15 protein-coding genes are annotated in these 20,605 nt (G+C 69.7%); 9 read left to right on the plus strand and 6 right to left on the minus strand.

The features are described 5' to 3' along the window. Nucleotides 1-5: 5 nt before the first annotated feature. The gene (locus ABH935_RS05995) at nt 6-1,772 is read right to left on the minus strand and encodes a cellulase family glycosylhydrolase (protein WP_370376749.1); all 1,767 of its coding nucleotides are present in this window, start codon (nt 1,770-1,772) and stop codon (nt 6-8) included. 312 nt (nt 1,773-2,084) lie between these two features. On the opposite strand from ABH935_RS05995, the gene ABH935_RS06000 reads away from it, so the two are divergent. The 7 genes from ABH935_RS06000 to ABH935_RS06030 all read left to right on the plus strand — a co-directional run bounded on the left by ABH935_RS06000 (nt 2,085) and on the right by ABH935_RS06030 (nt 10,564). Beyond that, entirely contained in the window at nt 2,085-3,029 is a 945-nt protein-coding gene (locus ABH935_RS06000) for a dihydrodipicolinate synthase family protein (RefSeq protein ID WP_370376750.1), read from the plus strand. Further along, a complete protein-coding gene (gene araD / locus ABH935_RS06005) occupies nt 3,026-4,807 on the plus strand; it encodes an L-arabinonate dehydratase (RefSeq protein ID WP_370376941.1) in 1,782 nt (593 codons plus the stop codon). The genes ABH935_RS06000 and araD overlap by 4 nt, the downstream gene beginning before the upstream one ends. 196 nt (nt 4,808-5,003) lie before the next feature. Then, entirely contained in the window at nt 5,004-6,239 is a 1,236-nt protein-coding gene (locus ABH935_RS06010; RefSeq protein WP_370376751.1) for an extracellular solute-binding protein, read from the plus strand. Between the two features lie 2 nt (nt 6,240-6,241). Next, on the plus strand, nt 6,242-7,447 hold the full coding sequence (locus ABH935_RS06015) for an ABC transporter ATP-binding protein (protein WP_370376752.1): 1,206 nt from the start codon (nt 6,242-6,244) through the stop codon (nt 7,445-7,447). Nucleotides 7,448-7,719: 272 nt separating this feature from the next. After that, complete coding sequence (locus tag ABH935_RS06020; protein ID WP_370376753.1) at nt 7,720-8,640, plus strand: ABC transporter permease; 921 nt, start codon at nt 7,720-7,722, stop codon at nt 8,638-8,640. Nucleotides 8,641-8,657: 17 nt separating this feature from the next. Beyond that, the gene (locus ABH935_RS06025) at nt 8,658-9,518 is read left to right on the plus strand and encodes an ABC transporter permease (protein WP_370376942.1); all 861 of its coding nucleotides are present in this window, start codon (nt 8,658-8,660) and stop codon (nt 9,516-9,518) included. A 200-nt stretch (nt 9,519-9,718) separates the two neighbouring features. Then, a complete protein-coding gene (locus tag ABH935_RS06030) occupies nt 9,719-10,564 on the plus strand; it encodes an NAD-dependent epimerase/dehydratase family protein (protein WP_370376754.1) in 846 nt (281 codons plus the stop codon). A 135-nt stretch (nt 10,565-10,699) separates the two neighbouring features. Here the strand turns inward: ABH935_RS06030 and ABH935_RS06035 are convergent, their stop codons facing one another. Continuing rightward, a complete protein-coding gene (locus tag ABH935_RS06035; protein WP_370376755.1) occupies nt 10,700-12,697 on the minus strand; it encodes a hypothetical protein in 1,998 nt (665 codons plus the stop codon). A 703-nt stretch (nt 12,698-13,400) separates the two neighbouring features. On the opposite strand from ABH935_RS06035, the gene ABH935_RS06040 reads away from it, so the two are divergent. Continuing rightward, the gene (locus ABH935_RS06040) at nt 13,401-15,062 is read left to right on the plus strand and encodes a glycosyl hydrolase family 18 protein (protein WP_370376756.1); all 1,662 of its coding nucleotides are present in this window, start codon (nt 13,401-13,403) and stop codon (nt 15,060-15,062) included. Between the two features lie 78 nt (nt 15,063-15,140). On the opposite strand, the gene ABH935_RS06045 is transcribed toward ABH935_RS06040, so the two are convergent. The 4 genes from ABH935_RS06045 to ABH935_RS06060 all read right to left on the minus strand — a co-directional run bounded on the left by ABH935_RS06045 (nt 15,141) and on the right by ABH935_RS06060 (nt 19,017). Continuing rightward, nucleotides 15,141-16,406: an alpha/beta hydrolase family protein gene (locus ABH935_RS06045; protein ID WP_370376757.1), complete on the minus strand. Its 1,266-nt coding sequence runs from the start codon at nt 16,404-16,406 to the stop codon at nt 15,141-15,143. Between the two features lie 117 nt (nt 16,407-16,523). Next, entirely contained in the window at nt 16,524-17,261 is a 738-nt protein-coding gene (locus tag ABH935_RS06050; protein ID WP_370376758.1) for an L-2-amino-thiazoline-4-carboxylic acid hydrolase, read from the minus strand. Between the two features lie 100 nt (nt 17,262-17,361). Further along, nucleotides 17,362-18,597, minus strand: a complete 1,236-nt coding sequence (locus ABH935_RS06055) for an RNA polymerase sigma factor (RefSeq protein WP_370376759.1) — start codon at nt 18,595-18,597, stop codon at nt 17,362-17,364. 81 nt (nt 18,598-18,678) lie between these two features. Continuing rightward, nucleotides 18,679-19,017, minus strand: a complete 339-nt coding sequence (locus tag ABH935_RS06060; protein WP_370376760.1) for a YciI family protein — start codon at nt 19,015-19,017, stop codon at nt 18,679-18,681. 168 nt (nt 19,018-19,185) lie between these two features. Here ABH935_RS06060 and ABH935_RS06065 point away from each other — a divergent pair, with 168 nt between their 5' ends. Next, nucleotides 19,186-20,601 (plus strand): flavin-containing monooxygenase, encoded by a 1,416-nt coding sequence (locus tag ABH935_RS06065; protein ID WP_370376761.1) that lies wholly within the window; start codon nt 19,186-19,188, stop codon nt 20,599-20,601. The last annotated feature ends 4 nt before the right edge of the window (nt 20,602-20,605 follow it).

Raw genomic sequence — 20,605 nt, forward strand, 5'->3', positions numbered from 1 at the left:
GTCGTTCAGCTCGCGGTGCAGACCGGAGTCGGAGCGGGGTTGGTCCCGTTGTAGCTCGCCTGGAAGCCGAACGACGTGGTGGCTCCCGGCGCGACGACCGCGTCAGAGCTCACTGCGGCGAACGTCTCCTTCTGACCGCTGTGCGACTCGGTCGCGTTCCAAGCGTTGCTGACCTGCTGGCTGCTCGGCCACGTCCAGCCGACCTGCCAGCTATGCGTCGCCGCGGTTCCGGTGTTCGTGATAGTGACGGTCGCGGTGAAGCCGTTGTTCCACTGATTCGACACCGCATAGGCGGCGGTGCAGCCGGCGTTGGTGCCAGTGCCCTGAGTCGTCGCGGTCACCGAGTTCGAAGCCTGCGATACGTTCCCGGCCGCGTCGAACGCCTTGACGGTGTACGTGTAAGCGGTCGAGGGGCTCAGGCCGGTGTCGGTGTACGTCGTGCCGGTCCCAGCCGTCGTGCCGACGAGCGTGCCACCACGGTAGACGTCGTAGCCGGTGACCCCGACGTTGTCCGTAGAGGCCGTCCAAGACAGCGTCGCCGAGGTGGATGTCGTCACCGTCGCCGCCAGGTTGATCGGAGCCGTCGGCGGCGTGGTGTCGCCTCCGCCCCCGCCCCCGCCGGCGAAGCCGGGCGCCTTGATCGTGGCCAGGTAGGCGTCCTTGGCGGTGTTCACCGTGGTCCAGTCGTCGTTCAGGATGCCGCCGGTGTCGCCGGAGTCGGGGTTCCAGGACCAGAACGTCCACTGGTAGGCGTCAGCGCCGTAGGCGGCGGTGGGACGCAGGTAGGTGACCAGGGCCTTGAGCCACGTCTGGTCGGTGGTCGCGGCCAGCGTGGTGCCGAACTCGCCGACCCACACCGGCGCGGTGTTCGACTCGAACAGGTAGCCCCAGTTCTTGTCCCAGATGCCCGGCATGTTGGACGGGAACGACGGGTCGGTGAACCACGGCTGGCTGGCGACGCTGGTCGCGTAGTCGTGCGCCGAGTAGACGAGCTGGTTCGCGACGTTCAGCTGCACCGGATAGGTGCCGGCGCCCTGCAGGTTGCCGCCCCACCAGTAGGAGCTGCCGTTGTAGGTCTGCACGCCCTCGACGAAGATCAGCAGGTGCGGGTTCACCGCCAGCACAGCGTTGCCGGCGCGCTCGGCGGCCAGGCGCCAGTCGACCGTGACGTCGCCGCAGCCCCAGCACGCGGGGTCGTGCGGCTCGTTGTGCAGGTCGATGCCGACCACCGTCGGGTTGCCCTGGTAGCGCGTGGCGATCGCTGTCAGGTCACTGATCCACGTCGACTCCGGCACCGATGCGGTGTACCACAGCGCCGACTGCCCGCCGGCGTCCGGCCGGTGCCGGTCCAGGATCACCTTCAGCCCGATGGAGCCCGCGTAGGCCACGATCTTGTCCATGACCTGAAGCGAATTCAGGCCCTGCAGATCGGTGTTCATCTGGTAGAAGTTGATGCTGTTCGGCATGGTGCCCGGCTTGAAGATGTCATCGCTGTACGGCAGCCGGATCGTGTTGTATCCCAACGACTTCATCTGGTCCATCATCGACTTGTAGTCGCGCGACCAGAGTCCGTGGACGACGTCGTTGCTGGTCTCGAAGCCGAACCAGTTGACGCCGGCGATGCGGACCGGCTGGTTGGCGGAGTCCAGGATGTCGCGACCGCTGGTGTGCCAGTAACCGGTGCCGGCTGCCGGTGCCGCCAGTTTGGTATTGGCCGCGGTCGCCGGCTGCGCGACCGCCCCGGCGAGGATCAAGACCAAGGCTGCGGCCATGTGCCGTATCGACAATCTTCGAAGTCTGATCGGCCGCATGGCGACTCCTGTCTGCGTGGTCCGTGGCCTGTGGAGTTCACTACAGGGCACGTATATCGGCGCGGCAACCGAGACCTGCGACACCGGCCGCGGCGCGGGGACGAATCCCCTTGTCATGGCGATGGTTCCCGAGCGGTGCGAGGGCTTCGGCATCTGGAAGTTTCACCGCCGACGAGTGTTGACGCGCCCGGTCGCTCGCCCTAAGCTCCCCAAGCATCTCATATATGAGATCTGACGGACCCCGCGGAAGCGTACGAAACGGAGCCGACATCCATGACCGCCGCACCGGACCACGCGACACCGCCGCCCCTGGCCCACCTGCGGGACCGCCTGGCCACGGTGGTGGCGATCCCGGCTACTCCCTTCACCCCCGCCGGCGACGTCGACTGGGACGGCCACGCCGCGCTGCTCCGCCGCCTGGTCGAGCACGGCGTGCAGGCCGTGACGCCCAACGGCAACACCGGCGAGTTCTACACGCTCAGCGAATCGGAGAAGAAGCAGGCCGTGGAGTCCACGGTCCGGGCCGTGGAAGGCCAAGCCGAGGTCGTCGCGGGGGTCGGCCTCGACATCGCGTGCGCGGTGGACGCCGCCGAGCACGCGGCGCGCGCCGGTGCCAGTGCCCTGATGATCCACCAGCCGGTGCACCCCTACCGCTCGGCCGAGGGCTGGATCGAGTACCACCGCGTCATCGCCGACACCGTGCCCGACCTCGGCGTCATCCTCTACATCCGCGACGAGCGCGTGGCCGGGGAGCACATCGCCGCGCTGGCCGAGCACAGTCCGAACGTGATCGCCGTCAAGTACGCGGTCCCGGATCCGGTCCGCTTCGCCTCGGTGGCGCGAGACGCTGGGCTCGACACTTTCGCGTGGATCGCCGGCCTGGCCGAACTGTCCGCTCCCGGGTACTGGGCCGTCGGTGCGACCGGCTTCACCTCCGGCCTGGTGAACGTCGCGCCCCGGCTGTCGGCGGCGATGCTGGACGCGCTGCGCGGCGGCGACTTCGCCAAGTCGATGCTGTTGTGGGAGACGGTCCGCGAGTTCGAGGAGCTGCGCGCGGCCGACGCCAGCGCCGACAACGTCAGCGTGGTGAAGGAGGCGTTGGCGCAGCTCGGCTTCGTCGGCCGCGACGTGCGCCCGCCGTCCCGGGTGCTGCCGCAGCCGCTTCGAGACCGGATCGCCGTCGTGCTGGAGCAGTGGCGGAGCGGGGGTTGGCTGTGACCGGTGAGGCGGAGAATCAGGACACGTCGACGACGAATCAGGGCAGGTCGACCCGGCTGCGCAGCGCGGCCTGGTTCGGCGAGGGTGCGACCGGCGGTTATCTGCGCGCCTTCAGCCATCGCTCGCGGATGCGGCAGCTCGGCTACCTGCCCGAGGAACACCTCGGCAAGCCGGTCATCGCGATCCTGAATACGTGGTCTGACATCAATCCCTGCCACATGCACCTGCGCGAGCGTGCCGAACAGGTCAAGCGCGGAGTGTGGCAGGCCGGCGGATTCCCTTTGGAATTCCCGGTTTCCACGCTCTCCGAGACGTTTCAGAAGCCCACGCCGATGCTTTACCGCAATCTGCTCGCGATGGAGACCGAGGAGCTGCTGCGCTCCTATCCGGTGGACGGCGCGGTGCTGATGGGAGGCTGCGACAAGACCACGCCGGCGCTGCTCATGGGTGCCGCGAGCGCCGGGCTTCCGGCGCTGTTCGTGCCGGCCGGGCCGATGCTGCGCGGCCACCATCGGGGCAAGACGCTCGGCAGCGGGACCGACCTGTTCGCCTACTTCGACGAATACCGCGCCGGACGCGTCGGGGAGTGCGAGATGGCCGAGGTCGAGTGCGGCCTGGCCCGCTCGCCGGGGCACTGCATGACGATGGGCACGGCCTCGACGATGACCGCGTGCGCCGAAGCCCTCGGCATGGCCTTGCCCGGGGCGTCGTCGATCCCTGCCGTCGACTCCGCGCATCATCGGATGGCCGCGGCCTCCGGGATGCGCGCGGTCGCGATCGCCCTGGAGGGCGTCACTCCGCAGCAGGTGATGACGCGCGAGGCATTCGAGGACGCGGCGGCCACGGTGCTCACGCTCAGCGGCTCGACCAATGCCCTGATTCACCTGATCGCGATGGCCGGACGGCTCGGCGTCGAGCTGCGCCTGGACGATTTCGACACGATCGGGGAACGCGTCCCGGTCCTGGCCGACATCCGGCCGGTCGGCAGGTTCCTGATGGAAGACTTCTACTATGCCGGCGGTCTCAGGGCCTTGTTGCGCCAGCTCGCCGAGGTTCCCGGAGTGCTGCACCCGGACCGGCCGACGATCGCCGGCGTCCCCTTCGGCCAGTATTACGCCGACAGTCAGACCTACGACCCCGAGGTGATCCGTACGCCGGCGAATCCGGTGGCCGAGCACGGCGGCGTCGCGGTCCTGCGCGGCAACCTGGCTCCCGACGGCGCGGTGATCAAGCACCTGGCCGCCGAGCCACGGCTGCTCACGCACAGCGGGCCGGCGGTCGTCTTCGACTCCTACGCCGACTTGCAGGCCCGCATCGACGATCCGGCGCTGGGGATCACCGAGGACACGGTGCTCGTGCTGCGCGGCGCCGGTCCGCTCGGCGGGCCCGGGATGCCGGAGTACGGGATGCTTCCCATCCCTGCGTACCTGCTCAAGCAAGGCGTCACGGACATGGTCCGGATCTCCGACGCGCGGATGAGCGGCACCAGCTACGGCACCTGCGTGCTGCACGTCGCCCCGGAGTCGCATGCCGGCGGGCCGTTGGCGCTGGTGCGCAGCGGCGACACGATCACGCTGGACGTTCCGGGGCGCACGCTGCGCCTGGAGGTCGACGACGCCGAGTTGGCGCGGCGGCGCGAGGCATGGCAGCCACCGGCTCCGCGGTTCGAGCGCGGTTACGGCGCGCTGTACGCGGAGCACATCACGCAGGCCGATCAGGGCTGCGATTTCGACTTTCTCGCCCGGCCCGGGGTGAATCCGGCGCCGGACCCGCACTGAGCACAGCCGTATTGAGAAACATCCGTACCGCACCTGCACCACCCGCACAGCGCATCCGCAATACGTAAGACGACGTAAGACGCTTGCCAGTTCACGGCCACCGCCGGGCCCGAATCCGTCCGCCGGTCCCGCATCAGGCCCCTGTCGCACCACTGCGGCGTCGGCTTCTCACACTCACTCAGCGAAGGACACCCCTATGTCCGTGCGCACAAAATCGTCCATGTCCCGCCGCACCCTGCTCGGCTCGCTCGCCGCCGGTGCCGCCGCCGCGCCGCTGGTGTCCGCGTGCGGCGCGCCGGGATCGTCGAGCTCTCCCAAGGCCGCGCCGCCGAGCACGCTGGCGACCGTGCCGTCCAAGCCGGTGGCGTTGAACGTTCTGGACGTGGCCGGGAACCTGCAGCTGACGCAGCCGATCCTGAACGCGTTCAAGGCGCAGCACCCTGAGATCGTCTCCGGGATCACCACCAGCACCGGCACCGCGCCGGAGCTCGCGCCGAAGGTGCAGGCGCAGCAGCAGGGCGGGAACGTGCAGATCGACCTGGTGCTGACCGGGACCGACGGGCTGGCCGCCGGGATCGAGAAGCAGCTGTGGTACGAGCTCAAGCCGTACTACGACACGTTCTTTCCGGGGCTGATGGCGAACTATCAGCCCGCTGCGGCGTCGATGGCGGCGCTCGCGCAGGACCAGGGGATCGAACTGGTGGTCACCCCGTCCGGGCCGCTGCTGGAGTACGACCCGGCGAAGGTGGCGACGCCGCCGACGACGCCGGACGCGTTGCTGGCGTGGGCGCAGGCGAACCCTGGCAAGTTCCAGTACGCGCAGCCTCGCAACTCCGGTCCGGGGCGGACGTTCCTGATGGGGCTGCCTTACCTGCTGGGGGATTCGGACCCGAGCGATCCGACCAACGGCTGGGCCAAGACCTGGGACTACCTGGCGCAGTTGGGCAAGTACGTGCAGAGCTACCCGACGAAGACCTCTGCGACGATGACCGGGATCGCGCAGGGGACCGTCTGGATGATCGCCTCGACGGCCGGCTGGTACATCAACCCGCGGGCTACGGGGACGGTTCCGGCCGGGGTGAAGGTGGCGAAGTTCGACAATCTGACGTGGGTCAGCGATGCGCAGTACGGCGTGATTCCTAAGGGGATTCCGGCCGATCATCTGACGGCGGTGCTGCGGTTGCTGGCGTTCGCGCTGACTCCGGATCAGCAGGCTGCGACGTACGACAAGGGGTACTTCTATCCCGGGCCCGCGGTGAAGGGGGTGACGCTCGCGCAGGCGCCGGCGGCTTCGCAGCAGGTGGTGCAGAAGTACGGGGATCCGGACTTCGACGCGTGGACGTCCTCCGGGCCGATTCGGAACTCGCTGCCGGCTCAGGCGCAGGTCACGGCGTTCGACTTGTGGGATAAGAAGATCGGCGCGGCGAAGTGACGATGACTGGTGTGACGTCCTCCCTGCCGTCTTCGTCCCCGCCTGCCGGGCAGCGGCCCGACTCCCAGCTCGGCCGGCTGAGCCTGCGGGGCGTCAGCCGGGCCTACGGCGCGCACACCGCGCTGCACCCGCTGGACCTGGACATCGCCGGCGGGGAGTTCATCGCGCTGCTCGGGCCGTCCGGCTGCGGCAAGACCACGGCGCTGAACTGCCTGGCCGGGCTGCTGCCGCTGACCTCCGGAGAGATCGAGCTGGACGGCCGGCGCGTGGACACGCTGCCTCCGGAGAAGCGCGGCTTCGGGATGGTGTTCCAGAACTACGCGCTGTTCCCGCACCTGACGGTCCGCGCGAACGTCGCCTTCGGCCTGAAGATGCGCGGGGTCGGCAAAGCCGAGATCGAACGCCGCGTCGCCGAAGTGCTGCGACTGGTCCGCCTGACCGAGCACGCCGCGAAGCACCCGGCGCAGCTGTCCGGCGGGCAGCAGCAGCGGGTCGCGATCGCGCGGGCAATCGTGACCGAGCCGGCGCTGGTGCTGATGGACGAGCCGCTGTCGAACCTGGACGCCGCGCTGCGGCTGGCGATGCGCGGCGAGATCCGCCGCATCCACCAGGACTTCGGGCTGACGACGGTGTACGTCACGCACGACCAGGAGGAGGCGCTGTCGATGGCCGACCGGCTGGTGGTGCTGCACGACGGTCGCGTGAGCCAGATCGGCACCCCCGCCGAGCTCTACGAACACCCGGCGGACCCGCACGTCGCGGCCTTCATGGGCTACCGCAACCTGCTGCCGATGACGGTGACCTCGGCCGACGCCACGACGGCGCTGGCCGAGGGCGACGGCTTGCGCATAGTCGGCACCCCGGCCGCTGAACCGCCGGCCGCCGGCGACCAGGCGCTGGTCGCGATCCGGCCGGAGGACCTGCACATCGCCGCCGAGGGGGAGACCGGCATCGGCGAGGCGACGGCGGAGATTGTCGAGTACCACGGCCGCGTGCTGCACGTGGAGGCGGCGACGGCCGAGGGCAGGCGCCTGCATCTGAAGGCTCACGAGCCGGTCCGCCCCGGCGACCGGCTGCGCGTCGCGGTGGCGGCCGAGCGGGCGCTCGTGTTTCGGGGCGCGGCGGCGGAGGCCGCGTTGGCACCGGAGGTAGATACAGGCGCTACAACCGTTGCGGTGCAAGGGGACTCGGGAGCTGATGCCTCATGACCGCCGCCATTGGGCCCGCCGCCGTGCCTCGGGGCCCGGCTCGCTGGCCAGCCCTGTGTTACCGCCTGGTCGCGGCACCTGATGCCGCATGACCGCCGCCGCTGTGCCCGCCGCCGCGCCTCCAGGTCCGGCGCGTCGCTCCGCGCTGCGGCACCGCCTGGTCGCGGGGGCTGATGCCGCATGACTGCCGTCGTTGTGCCCGCCGCCGCGCCTCGGGGCCCGGTCCGCTGGCCAGCCCTGCGTCACCGCCTAGTCGCGGGAGCTGAGGCCTCATGACCGCCACCACCGCGCCCGCCGCCGCGCCTCCTGGCCCGGCCCGCCGCCCCGCGCTGCGGCACCGCCTGGCCGAGCGCGGCGTCGACCGCACGCTGCTGCTCGTCCTGCCCGGCGCCCTCGCGCTGCTCGCGCTGTTCTGCTATCCGTTCCTGTACGGCCTTCAGCTCTCGTTCCAGCCCACGCAGGGCGGCGTGTTGGGCGCCTACCACAAGTTCTTCAGCGATCCGTTCTCGCGGAAGTCGATCTGGGCGACGTTCTCGCTGGCCGTTCCGGCCTCCGTCATCAACGTCGGCGCTTCCGTTCCCATCTCCTACCGGATGCGGCGTGACTTTCGGGGGAAGCGCGTCATGCTCGCGGTGCTGGTTGTGCCGATCACGCTCGGGACGGTGCTGACCGCCGAGGGCATCCTGGAGTTCTTCGGGCCCGCCGGGTGGTTCAATCGCACGCTGCACCTGCTGGGGCTGGCGGCGTCGCCGATGCGCCTGACCATGAACTACACCGGCGTGCTGTTGTCGCTGATCATCAGTGGGTTCCCGTTCGCCTACCTGCTGACCCACTCCTACCTCTCCGGTATCCATCCGAGCCTGGAGAAGGCCGCGGCCACGCTCGGCGCCGGGTGGTGGCAGCGCTTCCGCTACGTCACGCTGCCGCTGCTGCTGCCCGGTCTGCTGACCACCTTCAGCCTGACGTTCGTCATGGCCTTCGCGGTGTTCCCGTCCGCGCTCATGGTCGGGGACCCCGACGGCCACACGCACGTCATCTCCATCGAGGCCTACGAAGCCGCGTTGGAACGCTTCGACTACGCGCAGGGCTGCGCCGACGCCATGATCATGACGCTCCTGATGCTGGCGGTGATCGGCGCGCTGGCCGCGGCCCGGTCCCGGATGTACCGGGGCGCGACGGGAGGCAAGGGATGAGCACTTCGAGCGCGACGATGTCCGACGCGTTGGACGCCTCCGCGCCGGCCCCGGATCGGCGCCGCCTGGCGCTGCGTCCCGGAACCTGGATCACCTGGGGCGTCCTGGCCTTCTTCCTGCTGAACCTGGCCGGCGTGATCACCACGGTCCTCCTGGACTCCTTCGGCACCCGCTGGTTCGACTCCTGGCTCCCCGGCGGTTGGACCGGCCACTGGTACTCCGACGCCTGGCGTGAGTTCAGCCTCGGCCGGGTCCTGGGCGTCACGCTGGAGGTGACGCTGCTGGTCGTCGCGATCTCGCTGGCGCTCGGCGTCCCCGCCGCCTACGCGCTGGCGCGCCGCGACTTCCCGGGCAAGCGCGCGCTCACGTTGCTGTTCGTGCTGCCGATCCTGGTGCCGCCGATCGCCTACGGCATCCCGCTGGCCACCATGCTCTACAAGGTCCACCTGGCCGGGACGCTGACCGGCGTGGTCCTGGCCAACCTGGTGCCCTCGATCCCGTTCGTGGTGTTCACCATGACACCGTTCATCGAGCAGATCGACCCGCGCATCGAGGCGGCGGCGCGGGTGTGCGGGGCCGGGACGCCGACCGTGCTCGGCCGCATCCTGGGCCCGCTGCTGGTACCCGGCATGCTGGCCGCCGGGATCCTGGTGCTGGTGCGGACGTTCGGCATGTTCGAGCTGACCTTCCTCACCTCCGGACCGAGCAGCCAGACGCTGGTCGTGACACTGTTCTCGGCCGTGAACTCCGCCGGCATCCGCTCCACGCAGTCCATCGACGCCATGGCCGTCGTCTACACCGGCTCCATGGCGGTCCTGCTGCTCATCGCGCTGCGCTTCGTGAACCCGACGCAGCTGGTCGCGAGGTCCGCGGACTAGAGACGAAAGAGGCCTGACATGAACCAGCACAGGTTCGCTGCGACGAGCAGCCCGAGCAGCCTCGGCGCCTCGTGCCCGCCGCGCGACGCCGACGAAGCAGCCGACCACGCAGCCGACCGAATCGTGCGCTCCATCCAACGCCCCCGCATCCCGCTCCGAATAAGTGTTACCGCTAAAGGCGTTCTCGACGGAGTCCCGCAGTGACCTCGTCGGTCCTGGTGACGGGCGCGGCCGGCCGGATCGGCGGCTACCTGCGGTCCGGCCTGCCGCCGCTGGGCTGGCGGGTGCGGTGCCTGGACCTGGCCGAACCGACTGAACCCGAGCCCGACGGCCTGCCGTGGGTGATCGGCGACATCCTCGACCCCGAGGCGGTGGAGGAGGCCATGGCCGGCGTCGAGACGGTCGTGCACCTGGCCGGCATCCCGACTGAGGCTCCGTTCGCCGACCTGCTACCGGCGAACATCGACGGGACGTATCGGGTTTTCGAAGCAGCGCGGCTGGCCGGTGTGCGACGCGTGATCTACGCCAGCAGCAACCACGCGGTGGGCTTCCACGAAAGCGGATCGCTGCTGACGGCCTCGGCGAGAGCGTGTCCTGATTCGCTCTACGGCGTCACGAAAGCCTTCGGCGAGGCGCTGGGCTCGTTCTACGCGGATCGCTACGGCATGGACGTGGCAGCCGTACGCATCGGGAGCTGCTTCGACCGGCCGCCGGGGGAGCGCGGCTTGGGCACGTGGCTGAGCCCGGGCGATTCGGTACGGCTCGTGGATGCGTTGCTGCGCGCGCCGTCGTTCGGATACGCGGTGCTCTACGGCATCTCCGCGAACACGCGTGCGTGGTGGGACCTGGGGCCGGCGCGCGCCCTCGGCTACCGGCCGGAGGACGACGCCGAGGTCTTCGCCGAACAGATCCTCGCCGAGAACCCGGCACTGACCCACGACGACCCAGACCGCCGATACGTCGGCGGCCGCATGGCCGTGACCAGCGCTCACCATCGGGATCTTGTCCCTGGGGCCGGCCGTCGTGCTGGCGGCCGCGTCGAATGACGATCCGTGACGACTACTTCTGGGGCACGCACGGCATCTCGATCGGCAGCGAGACCAACAGCGGCGTGCGGAACATCGAGTCACGGTGACCGGGATTTCCGGCAGCGGGAGCGTGCCGCCGTGCACGTTCCCTGGTTACCCGGCGCTGTGAGCTGACTGGATTCCGCTGGCGTCGGATGTCGGAGCGAACTCGCCGATCAGCTCCGCGTCCGACGCCTCCGGCCGCGCCGCGAGCCGGCCGGCCAGTTCCAGCCAGCGCTCGACGTGTCCGTCGAGGCGGCTCCGGACCAGGTTCTCCAGCGGCCGGTTCAGCGGGTGGTCCAGTGTGTCGTCGGTGCGTGGCCACTTGGTGGTTGCGGGCTCTGGCGCCTCGTCCTCCCGGACCGGCATGGCGCGCGCCGCCGCGTAGATGGGCTCCGCGTCGCCGGTGGCCATGGACTCGCGGATGTACGGCTCCATGTCGTCGAGGTTTCCGGAGCGGTCCAGGTCGAGCGCCCACACCGCCTCCGGGCCGGCGATGTCGGCGAGCAGGGCGTAGGCGGCGATCTCCTCCGGTGCGTCGAACTCGTCGATGATGACACGCAGCAGGCTGAGCAGCCACGCGGGATCGTCCGCCATGCTGCGGAGCGCGACGAGGACTTCCCGGATGTTGTAGCTCGCGCACTCGATCATCCACTCGCGCAGCTTGCGCCCGCGCGGTGCCGCGGCGAGCGCACGCGACAGAACCTCCGGGCCGACCTCGTCACGATCCATGATGGCGAACGTGATGTCGGTGAACTTCGACTTCTCCAGCAGCCGGTCCAGCACCGAGTCGGGCGTCGCCTCGTTGGCGGCCAGGGCCTCGCGCTGGGGGACCGTGCCCCGCGTGACGATGTGCTCCACCAGCGCGCGGCACAGCGGGACCTCGGCAGCCAGGGCATTGATGGTGCGCTTCATGTTCTTGGTGACCAACGCACGGGTCGCGATGTCGCGCGGTGCCAACGCGAGCAGTACGTTGCCCGCGTCGAGGTCGGCGACGATCTGGGAGCCGTGGTCGTCGGCGAATCTGCGGTCGCGGTCGGCGACCGGGCCGGCGAGCAGTTCCAGCAGCGTGCCGCCGTAGGCCTTCACCCAGGTGACGGCGTGCGCCCAGCGCCTCACGTCGTCGCCGAGATGGTCCACGGCGCTCTGCGCTATCAGAGCCCGGATATCGTCCGCGGCGCGGCGTTCCCCGGGCCGTACGTCCTCGTCGTCCTCGCAGACGGCCAGCGAAACGGCGGCGGCGGCCGGGCGCGTGTGCTCCAGTACCTCTAGCGGAGACACGGTCCCGGCGCGCAACGACGCCCAGGCCACGGCACGCATCCGAGCGTAGCCCGCGTGGCTCGGGCTCTGGGACTCCTCGACGAGCCTGCGGTATTCGTCGAGGGACACTGGATCCACGAAATGATAGTTCGGGGTGCGGCGGAACACGGTGTCGTGGCGGTAAAATGTTGATACGGCAGTGAAACGGCGGCGCCCGAGCACGCTGAAAGCGCGGCCGCGGCCGGCCCACAGCCCGCGATGCCGCTTCGCTTCGGCCCGCAGGCCGTACGCGTCCAGGGTGATGATGGCGCTCGCGGCGTCCTTCGCGGCGAGCTGGTCGGCGTACGGCAGCACAGCCAGCACCAGGTCCGGATCGTCGGCGCCGGCCAACTCGGCCAGCAGAACCTTGTCGGGCGCCGAGGCGGCGGCGACGGAGTCGAGCAGGGACTGCTTCACCGACGGCGGGATGACGGCTCGGCCATCAGGCCCCTTACGGTCGCGGAGGATCGCTGCGCGGGCCCGGCGCACCAGGTGGTAAGGAGGAATCGGCTCAAAAAGCGCCGCGTCGGCCGCCGGATCGAACCTCAACAGAACGCGGTCCACGACATCGGCCGCCTCCTCGACCCGGCTGAGAACCGCTTGCCGGGACAGCGCGATCAGCGCGGCGGACGGGCCCTCGTCGAGGATGTACTCGCGGATCGCCAGGCTGATCCGGCCCTGCGCGGCTTCGACCGCCGCGGCGAGGTCGGCCTCGGGCAGCGTGGCCGCGACCGCCCGGGCGTCGGCGGGCCGGGCGGATTCCAGGAGCCTGAGCAGCCTGGCCAAGGCTGCCGCATCGTCGAGCACCCGCATCACCGCCTCTCGCCTCGGGCCACGAGTCTGAAGCACCCAGGTTAGGTGATGGCGATCACGGAGACGGGCCGGGGCCGGTGACTGCGGTGGTGGCCGAGGCGCTGTCGGCCAGCCGGATGCCGGGCACGGCGAAGGCCGCGAGGGTGCCGGACCTGGCAGCAGCTTGCGCCTGGTCAGTCCGTCGGCGACAGGGTACTGATCCACGGGGTGGTTCCATCCGGCGTCGATTGCCAGAGGTCTGTATTGACCATGGTGAGTGCCTTTCAGCCGGCCGCCACGAGCGCGGGGGTCGATCGCTCTCGGGGCCGTGATCGGGTTCGACTTCGCTGCCAGGGTGGGCTCGGCGCCGTGGTGATCGGCAGAGACTGAATGGTTCAGCAAGTGGCAGGGGGAGAACCGGAAGCCAGGCATCGGCTGACGAACTGTTCCAACTCGGACGGGGCCGGGGACGCGACGACCGTCGCAGCGCCCGACCATACGGCCGCGCTCCCCGCCGACGCGGCCACGCCGGCGATCACCGGCGATCTCGACCTCGGCGGTACCGCATCGCCCCTTTCGCGATGAATTCTGCGATCCCGCCGAAACCGGTCAACCCAGACTCCTTGACAGTCCGACAGGTCTAGTCCAATCTGCGTCCTAGCCGCAGCTCCGGAGCAGCCGGCATCCGCCAACTCGCCATCTTGTGCTGCCTGGAGGACGTTTGATGCTCAGGAATCTCAGTTCTCGCCGGAGACAGCTCCTCACTTCCGCCGGCGCCGCAGTCGGCGCGCTCGCCCTCGCCGGAGCCGCGGCGGCTTTCGCCACGAGCGCCACCGCCGCGCCGTCCACGCAAGCCGCAGCCGCGGCGGCGTCCGGCAACCTGCTCACCAACCCCGGGTTCGAAACCGGGAACCTGACCGGTTGGACCTGCGACGCCGGAACGGCCGCCGTCGTCTCGTCCCCGGTCCACTCCGGAAGCCACGCGCTTGCCGGCACGCCCTCAAACTCCGCCACCGCGCAGTGCACGCAGACCGTCTCGGTCCAGCCGAACACGGCGTACACGTTCTCGGGGTACGTCGAAGGCTCCTACGTCTACATCGGTGTGACCAGCGGCACCTCCACCTGGACGCCGTCGGCGACCAGCTGGCAGCAGCTGTCGGTGTCGTTCACCACCAGCGCGTCGCAGACCTCTGTCCAGGTCTACATCCACGGCTGGTACGCCGAACCCGCCTACACCGCCGACGACCTCGCCCTGACCGGCCCCGCCGGCCCGCCGCCGACGACCCCCTCCACGTCGCCGACCACCGTCCCGACGTCGAGCACGCCGCCGACCACCCCGTCCAGCACGCCGCCCACGAGTACACCGCCCACGAGCACACCTCCCACCAGTACCCCGCCGACCAGCAGCAGCTCCTCCTCGCCCGGCGGCAGTACCTGCCCCGTGAAATCGCGTCCGGCCGGCAAGGTGATCCAGGGCTACTGGGAGAACTGGGACGGTGCGCTCAACGGCGTGCACCCGGGCCTGGGCTGGATCCCGATCAATGACCCGCGCATCCAGCAGCACGGCTACAACGTCATCAACGCCGCGTTCCCGGTCATCCTGTCCGACGGCACCGTCGAGTGGCAGGACGGCATGGACACCAACGTCAAGGTCGGTTCGCCCGCCGACTACTGCGCGGAGAAGGCGGCCGGCGCGACCATCCTGATGTCGATCGGCGGCGCCACCGCCAGCGTCGACCTCAGCTCCAGCGCGGCGGCCGACAAGTTCGTCTCGACCATCGTGCCGATACTGAAGCAGTACAACTTCGACGGTATCGACATCGACATCGAGACCGGCCTGGTGGACAGCGGGAACATCAACAGCCTGTCGACCTCGCAGCAGAACCTCGAACGCATCATCGACGGCGTGCTGGCCCAGATGCCCTCGAACTTCGGCCTGACGATGGCCCCGGAGACCGCCTACGTGACCGGCGGCAGCGTCACCTACGGCTCGATCTGGGGCTCCTACCTGCCGATCATCAAGAAGTACATGGACAACGGCCGGCTGTGGTGGCTGAACATGCAGTACTACAACGGCAGCATGTACGGCTGCTCCGGCGACTCCTACCAGGCGGCCACGGTCCAGGGCTTCCAGGTCCAGACCCAGTGCCTGAACAACGGACTCACCATCCAGGGCACGACGATCAGGGTCCCGTACGACCACCAGGTCCCGGGCCTGCCCGCGCAGCCCGGTGCCGGCGGCGGGTACATGACGCCGTCGCTGGTGTCGCAGGCGTGGAACAGCGTCGGCGGGCAGATCAAGGGGCTGATGACCTGGTCGATCAACTGGGACGGCTCGTTGGGCTGGACGTTCGGCGACAACGTGAAGGGGTTGGAAGGACGCTGAGACACTGACACGGCGCACGAACGTCGCGGGGTTCCACGCAGCTCAGGAGTGGAACCCCGCGACGCGCTTCCGATGTTTTCAGTGCTCCTGCGCGGTGAAGAACGCCAGAACCTGGGGCGTGGCCAGCTCCGCGGACGTGTTGTGGTCGACATGGCCGACGTCCACCAGCTTGACCTTGTCGCCGTGCTCAGCCAGCTGCGCCTGGCACTGCTGGGCGTTGGCGAACGCGACGCCGTCGTCCCCGTCGGCGGCGTAGATTTGCGCCGGGACGTTCGGGTGCCAGTCGCAGGACACGTCGTTCTGCTTCATCGCGTGCAGCAGCGCGCCGGTCGGGTGCTGGAGACGTGCGATGTACTGCGGCGTAAGCAGCGCGGTCGGGCTGTTCGGCAGCGCCGAGAGGATGTCCTCCTCGCTGTGGTCGCCGTCGTAGAGCCCTTCCACGATCGAGGCGTACGGTTGCTGGAAGACCTCCGCCGGGTTGTCGTAGAGGTGGTAGAGCCGGTTCATCGAGACGGTCCAGAACGAGATGTAGAGGACTTCACTCTCCGGGTTGAGCGAGTTGCTCAGCAAGGCGGGGATCTCGGCGGTGCGCACATTGTAGGGGCCGCTCATCGGCGCGACCGCCCCGAGCCGCCAGTACCGGCCGGCCTGGCCGTCCTGGATCGCGTGCGCGAAACCCATCGCCGCCGCGCCGCCCTGCGAGAAGCCGGTGACCATGACGCGTGGGTCGAGCCGTACGTCGTGCCGGTCGGCCAGGCTGCGGCTCGCGGTGAGCATGTCCTCCGAAGCCGTGACCTCCGAGGCCAGGTTCATATACGGGTGCTCGCCCGGCCCGGTGCCCAGCCCCAGGTAGTCCGGCGCGAGAGCCGCGTACCCGGCGGAGCCGAACAGCTCGACGGCCTCGCGGTCGCCGCCGCCGGCGGTGACCGACGCGACGGCGTCACGCGTCGGGTTGGTGCCGTGGGCGTAGGAGATCACGTTCAGGTGGCTCCCGGCCCCGGTCGGCAGCACGACCAGACCGCTCGCGGTGGTCGGCCGGCCCTGCGGGTCGATCGTGCTGTAGGTGATCCGGTAGTCGGTCACCGCGTAGTGGACCCGCTTGGTGTCCCCGAAGAACGGTACGACCGCCGCCTGCACCTGCGCCGGGGTCAGTGCCGCGACCTCCGTGACCGACAGCAGCCGGCCGCGGTCGTGGTGGTACCGGCCGAACGCCGCGGCACCGGGGCCGGACTCCGCGGCGCCGGCCACGCCGGCCGACGCGACGGTCAGCAGCAGCGCACCCGCCGCCCCCGCCGCGACGGCCGACGCGGTGTGCTTGCGAAAGAGGTTGTGTGAACGCATCATGACTCTCTTCCCCCGAGATCAGGGCTTGCTCCGGATTGACGTCTCAAGTCGATGACTCAAGTCTCCGGGTCGCGATGCGCTCGCACGATGGCCCTACGTGGTGTCTATGGGGTGTATCTAGTGACACCCCTCAGGTGCGGACAGGTGCTCCTGCCTGGTGAAGACCATGCGGCAGGTGTCCCCGCTCGCGAACGTCACCGGCCGCACGAAGCGCAGGTGATGCCGGTCGGGATCGATGGCGTCGGCCCAGTTCAGGTCGAAGCGGCACAGGATCGGCTGCAGCTCGGGGTGTCCGGCTGCGGCGAGCGCTTCGTGGAACAGACAGCGCTTGATGTCCAGGACGTACGTGTGCTGGTCGTCGACCGGACGCTCGAAGGTGAACGACGGACCGAAGTACGTCTGCTCGCGCTCCTTGCTCGCCTCGACGAGCGCGGCAAACGGATCCGGGACGTTGTCGAGCATCGCGGCCGTGCCCTTGATGACCTGCTGACGCAGGGTTCTGTTGAGACAGTCGTCGACGATCGCGGCGGCCTCGGCCGCTCCACACATCGGCGACAGGACTTCGAACGCTGCGATCGCCAGTGCGGTGAAGCGCACGTTCGCGGCATCCATCGGGTTCGCGACCAGGTGGTCCAGATCGGCGATGCGGGCTGTGAGCCGGTCGCGGACCCGGTCCTCGACCGGGCCGAGAAGCTGGCCGTGAAGCCGGTCGGGAAGTCGGTCGTGAAGCCGGGCGAGACGGTCGAAGAACGCGCGCTCGATCAGCGGGGTCCATTCGGACGGGTCGTAGGTGGGCTGTGCCTGGTCAGGCTGCTCGGCCCGGGCAGGGGAATGCGGGGTGGTGGCGTCGTGCATGAGCGGTGGCCCTTCTGGTCCAGGGTTCGACCAGCGCGCTCCACCACCGACCGGCGCTGCTTGATGACACTTCGATCCAACAACGGCGGCAGCGCCATCGTCAACGCGAAGGCTGCTCCAGCAGCCGTCGTTCCAACAACCGCCGCTCGGCGTCGGTCGGCGCCAGCTCCAGCGCCGTCCGCAAGCTCGCCTGCGCCTCCTCCTCGCGTCCCAGGCGGCGCAGCAGGTCGGCGCGCGTCGCGTGCAGCAGGTGGTAGCCGTCGAGGTGGCCGGATTCGGCCAGCGCGTCCACCTCGGGCAGCGCCGCCTCAGGACCCTGAGCCATCGCCACGGCGACCGCTCGGTTCAGCTCGACCAGAGGACTGGGCAGCACCTGCCGAAGCTGGTCGTAGAGCCCGACGATCTGCGGCCAGTCGGTCTCGGCGACCGACGGTGCGGTGGCGTGGCAGGCTGCGACGGCCGCCTGGATCTGGTACGGCCCGGCGCGGCGGCGGCGCAGGGCACGCTCCAGGATCGCGGTGCCTTCCTCGATCCCCTCGTGGTCCCACCGGGACCGGTCCTGGTGCTCCAGCGTGACCAGCTCGCCGTCGGCGTCCAGCCGTGCGGAGCGGCGCGCGTCCTGCAGCAGCATCAGCGCGAGCAGGCCCTGGGCCTCGGGCTCGTCCGGCATCAACGAGGCCAGGACGCGGGCCAGCCGGATCGCCTCCGCGCTCAGCCGAGCCTTGTGTTCCTGGTCGCTGTAGCTCTCGTTGAACAGCAGATACAGGACGTGCAGCACGGCCGGGAGCCGGTCCGGCAGCAGATGCGCCGGCGGCACCCGGAACGGGATGACGGCGTGCGCCACCTTCTGCTTGGCCCGGAAGATCCGCTGGCCCATCGTGCGCTCGCTGACCAGGAAGGCGCGCGCGATGTCGGCGGTGCTCAGCCCGGCCAGCGAACGCAGCGTCAGCGCGACCTGCGCGTCCAGGTTCAGCGCCGGGTGGCAGCAGGTGAACATGAGCTCCAGGCGCTCGTCCGGGATCTCGCTGTCGCGGGTGTACGGCTGCTGCACTTCGGCCTCCTGCGCGGCCCACTGCCGCAGCTTCGCCGCCTCGGTCGAGGCGCGCCGCAAGGTGTCGATCGCGCGGTTGCGGGCGGCGGTGGTGAGCCAGGCCAGCGGCTGGCGCGGCACTCCTTCCTCCGGCCACCTGCGCAGGGCCTGCGTGAACGCCTCCTGCGCGCACTCCTCGGCCAGGTTCCAGTCGCCGCCGGTGAACCGGATCATGGTCGCCACGATCCGGCTCCACCCGTCGGCGTAGATCTCGGCGACGACCTCGCTCGCCGGCTTGTCGGTCATCGCCGTGCCCGCCTGTCCCTCGTGGTCGGTGTCGGTGTCGGTGTCGGTATCCGTTCCTTTGTCAGTCCGTAGCCACCATGATCATTCGCCGTCCGACCAGAACGGGCGCAGCTCGATCACGCCGTGCCAGGCCATCGGGTGCCGGGAGGCGACCTCGACGGCCTCGTCCAGGTCGGCGCACTCCAGCACGTCGAAGCCGGCGATCAGGTCCTTGGTCTCGACGTACGGGCCGTCGGTGAGCAGCACCTCGCCGTTGCGGACCCGCACGGTCGTGCTGTCGCTGTCGGGGCGGATCCGCTCGCCGATCAGGCGGGTCCCGTTGCTGTCGTTGTCCTTCACCCAGCCCTCGATGTCGGGCGTTCCGGGAATGTCCTCGTCCGGCATGCCGGGGTCCACGCACACCAGCATCAAGTACCTCATGTGACTGCTCCGTTCACAGCTGTTCGGGCGGCTCTCGCCCCGTCTCATGGGAATGACGAACGGGTTCGCGGTATTACTACAGGCTCGCGCAAAAAATCTTCGGGCGCACGGTCGGCACGGTCGCACGCAGTCTGGTCAGACGATCAGGCTTCTGTGACACTCTGGCGCATGCAGATCGCCGTCATCGGAGCCGGGATCGCCGGCCTGGCCGCCACCAAGGTGCTCACGGCTGTGGGGCACGACGTCACGACCTTCGACACCGAGCCGGAGTTCGGCGGCGTCTGGAGTCCCACGCGTCACTATCCGGGCCTGACCACGCAGAACACGCGAATGACCTACGAGTTCTCCGACCATCCAGCGCCGGACTCGTGGCCGGACTATCCCAGCGCCGAGCAGTGGCACTCCTATCTGCGCAGCTACGTGGACCGCTTCGACTTGGGCGCGAAGCTGCGCCTGGGCACCGGTGTCGCTCTGGCCAAGCCCACCGCCGACGGCTGGGACCTGAGCCTGGACTCCGGGGAGCACGTCGAGGCCGCGCACCTGGTCGTCGCCAACGGCGTGTTCTCCCGTCCGGCGATCCCCGACTGGCCGGGGCGGGAGGCGCACGCCGAGGCCGGCGGCGTGGTCAAGGCCCCGTCCCAGCGGCTCACGCTCGACGACGGCCGGGGCGGGCACGTGGTGGTGATCGGCTACGGCAAGTCGGCGTGCGACACGGCGACGGCGCTGTCGACGGTCGCGGCGTCGGTCACCGTGGTGCCGCGCCGGCTGCTCTGGAAGGGCCCGAAAGTCCTGCTCGGCAAACACTTCGAGGACGTGGCGATCACCCGCCTCGGCGAGGTGCTGTTCGCCAAACCGCAGCGCTTCGCACCGCTGTTCCGGGTCCTGAGCCGCGCGACCGTCAAGCAACAGGGTCTGGCCGCACTCGGCCTGATCCCGCCCGGCCGCTTCGACGACATCGCGTCCAGCAGCGCCAGCCTGGCCACCGAAGGGTTCTTCGACGCGGTGCGCGCCGGCAAGATCGCCGTTCGCCGCGACCGCTCCGTCGCCGAGCTGCGCGGCGGCGACGGCCCGCAGGCGGTCCTGGACGACGGGACCGTGCTCCCCGCCGACCTGATCGTCGCCGCCACCGGCTTCGAGCAGAGCGTGCCGTTCCTCGATCCGTCGCTCAGCGTGCGGAACGAGGCCGGCGACTTCGAACTGTTCCGCAACGTCCTGCCGCACCGCGTCCCGCATCTGACCTTCGTCGGCTACAACACCTCGCTGGTCAGCTCCCTGAGCGCGGAAGTCGGCGCAATCTGGACCGCCGCTCACCTGGCCGGCGCCCTGACCCTTCCGACCCCGGCCGTCCGCGAGGCCCAGGCACGCGCCGACCTGGCCGAACGTGCCGCGCGCACCCGTGGCAAGCACGCGAGCGGCACGGTGATCCTCCCGCACTCCATCGGCAACATCGACCTGATGCTGAAGGATATGCACGCGGTCCTGCCGCGGCGGACGCGGATGGCGCAGTGGACGCGGCGGTCGTATTCGATGGACTTCCGGGAGCCGCTTGCCGCCGCTGTGAAGGCGCTGAGCTCGGGTTCCTAGATGG

It is taken from the genome of Catenulispora sp. GAS73 (assembly GCF_041262085.1).
Classification (GTDB): Bacteria; Actinomycetota; Actinomycetes; order Streptomycetales; family Catenulisporaceae; genus Catenulispora.

Bases quoted from the DNA above. Each gene is read 5' to 3' on its own strand.
- ABH935_RS05995 (WP_370376749.1), bottom strand. From the start codon at position 1,772: ATGGCCGCAGCCTTGGTCTTGATCCTCGCCGGGGCGGTCGCGCAGCCG.
- ABH935_RS06040 (WP_370376756.1), top strand. From the start codon at position 13,401: ATGCTCAGGAATCTCAGTTCTCGCCGGAGACAGCTCCTCACTTCCGCC.
- ABH935_RS06050 (WP_370376758.1), bottom strand. From the start codon at position 17,261: ATGCACGACGCCACCACCCCGCATTCCCCTGCCCGGGCCGAGCAGCCT.
- ABH935_RS06000 (WP_370376750.1), top strand. From the start codon at position 2,085: ATGACCGCCGCACCGGACCACGCGACACCGCCGCCCCTGGCCCACCTG.
- ABH935_RS06015 (WP_370376752.1), top strand. From the start codon at position 6,242: ATGACTGGTGTGACGTCCTCCCTGCCGTCTTCGTCCCCGCCTGCCGGG.
- ABH935_RS06045 (WP_370376757.1), bottom strand. From the start codon at position 16,406: ATGATGCGTTCACACAACCTCTTTCGCAAGCACACCGCGTCGGCCGTC.
- ABH935_RS06060 (WP_370376760.1), bottom strand. From the start codon at position 19,017: ATGAGGTACTTGATGCTGGTGTGCGTGGACCCCGGCATGCCGGACGAG.
- ABH935_RS06025 (WP_370376942.1), top strand. From the start codon at position 8,658: ATGTCCGACGCGTTGGACGCCTCCGCGCCGGCCCCGGATCGGCGCCGC.
- ABH935_RS06065 (WP_370376761.1), top strand. From the start codon at position 19,186: ATGCAGATCGCCGTCATCGGAGCCGGGATCGCCGGCCTGGCCGCCACC.
- ABH935_RS06055 (WP_370376759.1), bottom strand. From the start codon at position 18,597: ATGACCGACAAGCCGGCGAGCGAGGTCGTCGCCGAGATCTACGCCGAC.
- ABH935_RS06035 (WP_370376755.1), bottom strand. From the start codon at position 12,697: ATGCGGGTGCTCGACGATGCGGCAGCCTTGGCCAGGCTGCTCAGGCTC.
- ABH935_RS06010 (WP_370376751.1), top strand. From the start codon at position 5,004: ATGTCCGTGCGCACAAAATCGTCCATGTCCCGCCGCACCCTGCTCGGC.
- ABH935_RS06020 (WP_370376753.1), top strand. From the start codon at position 7,720: ATGACCGCCACCACCGCGCCCGCCGCCGCGCCTCCTGGCCCGGCCCGC.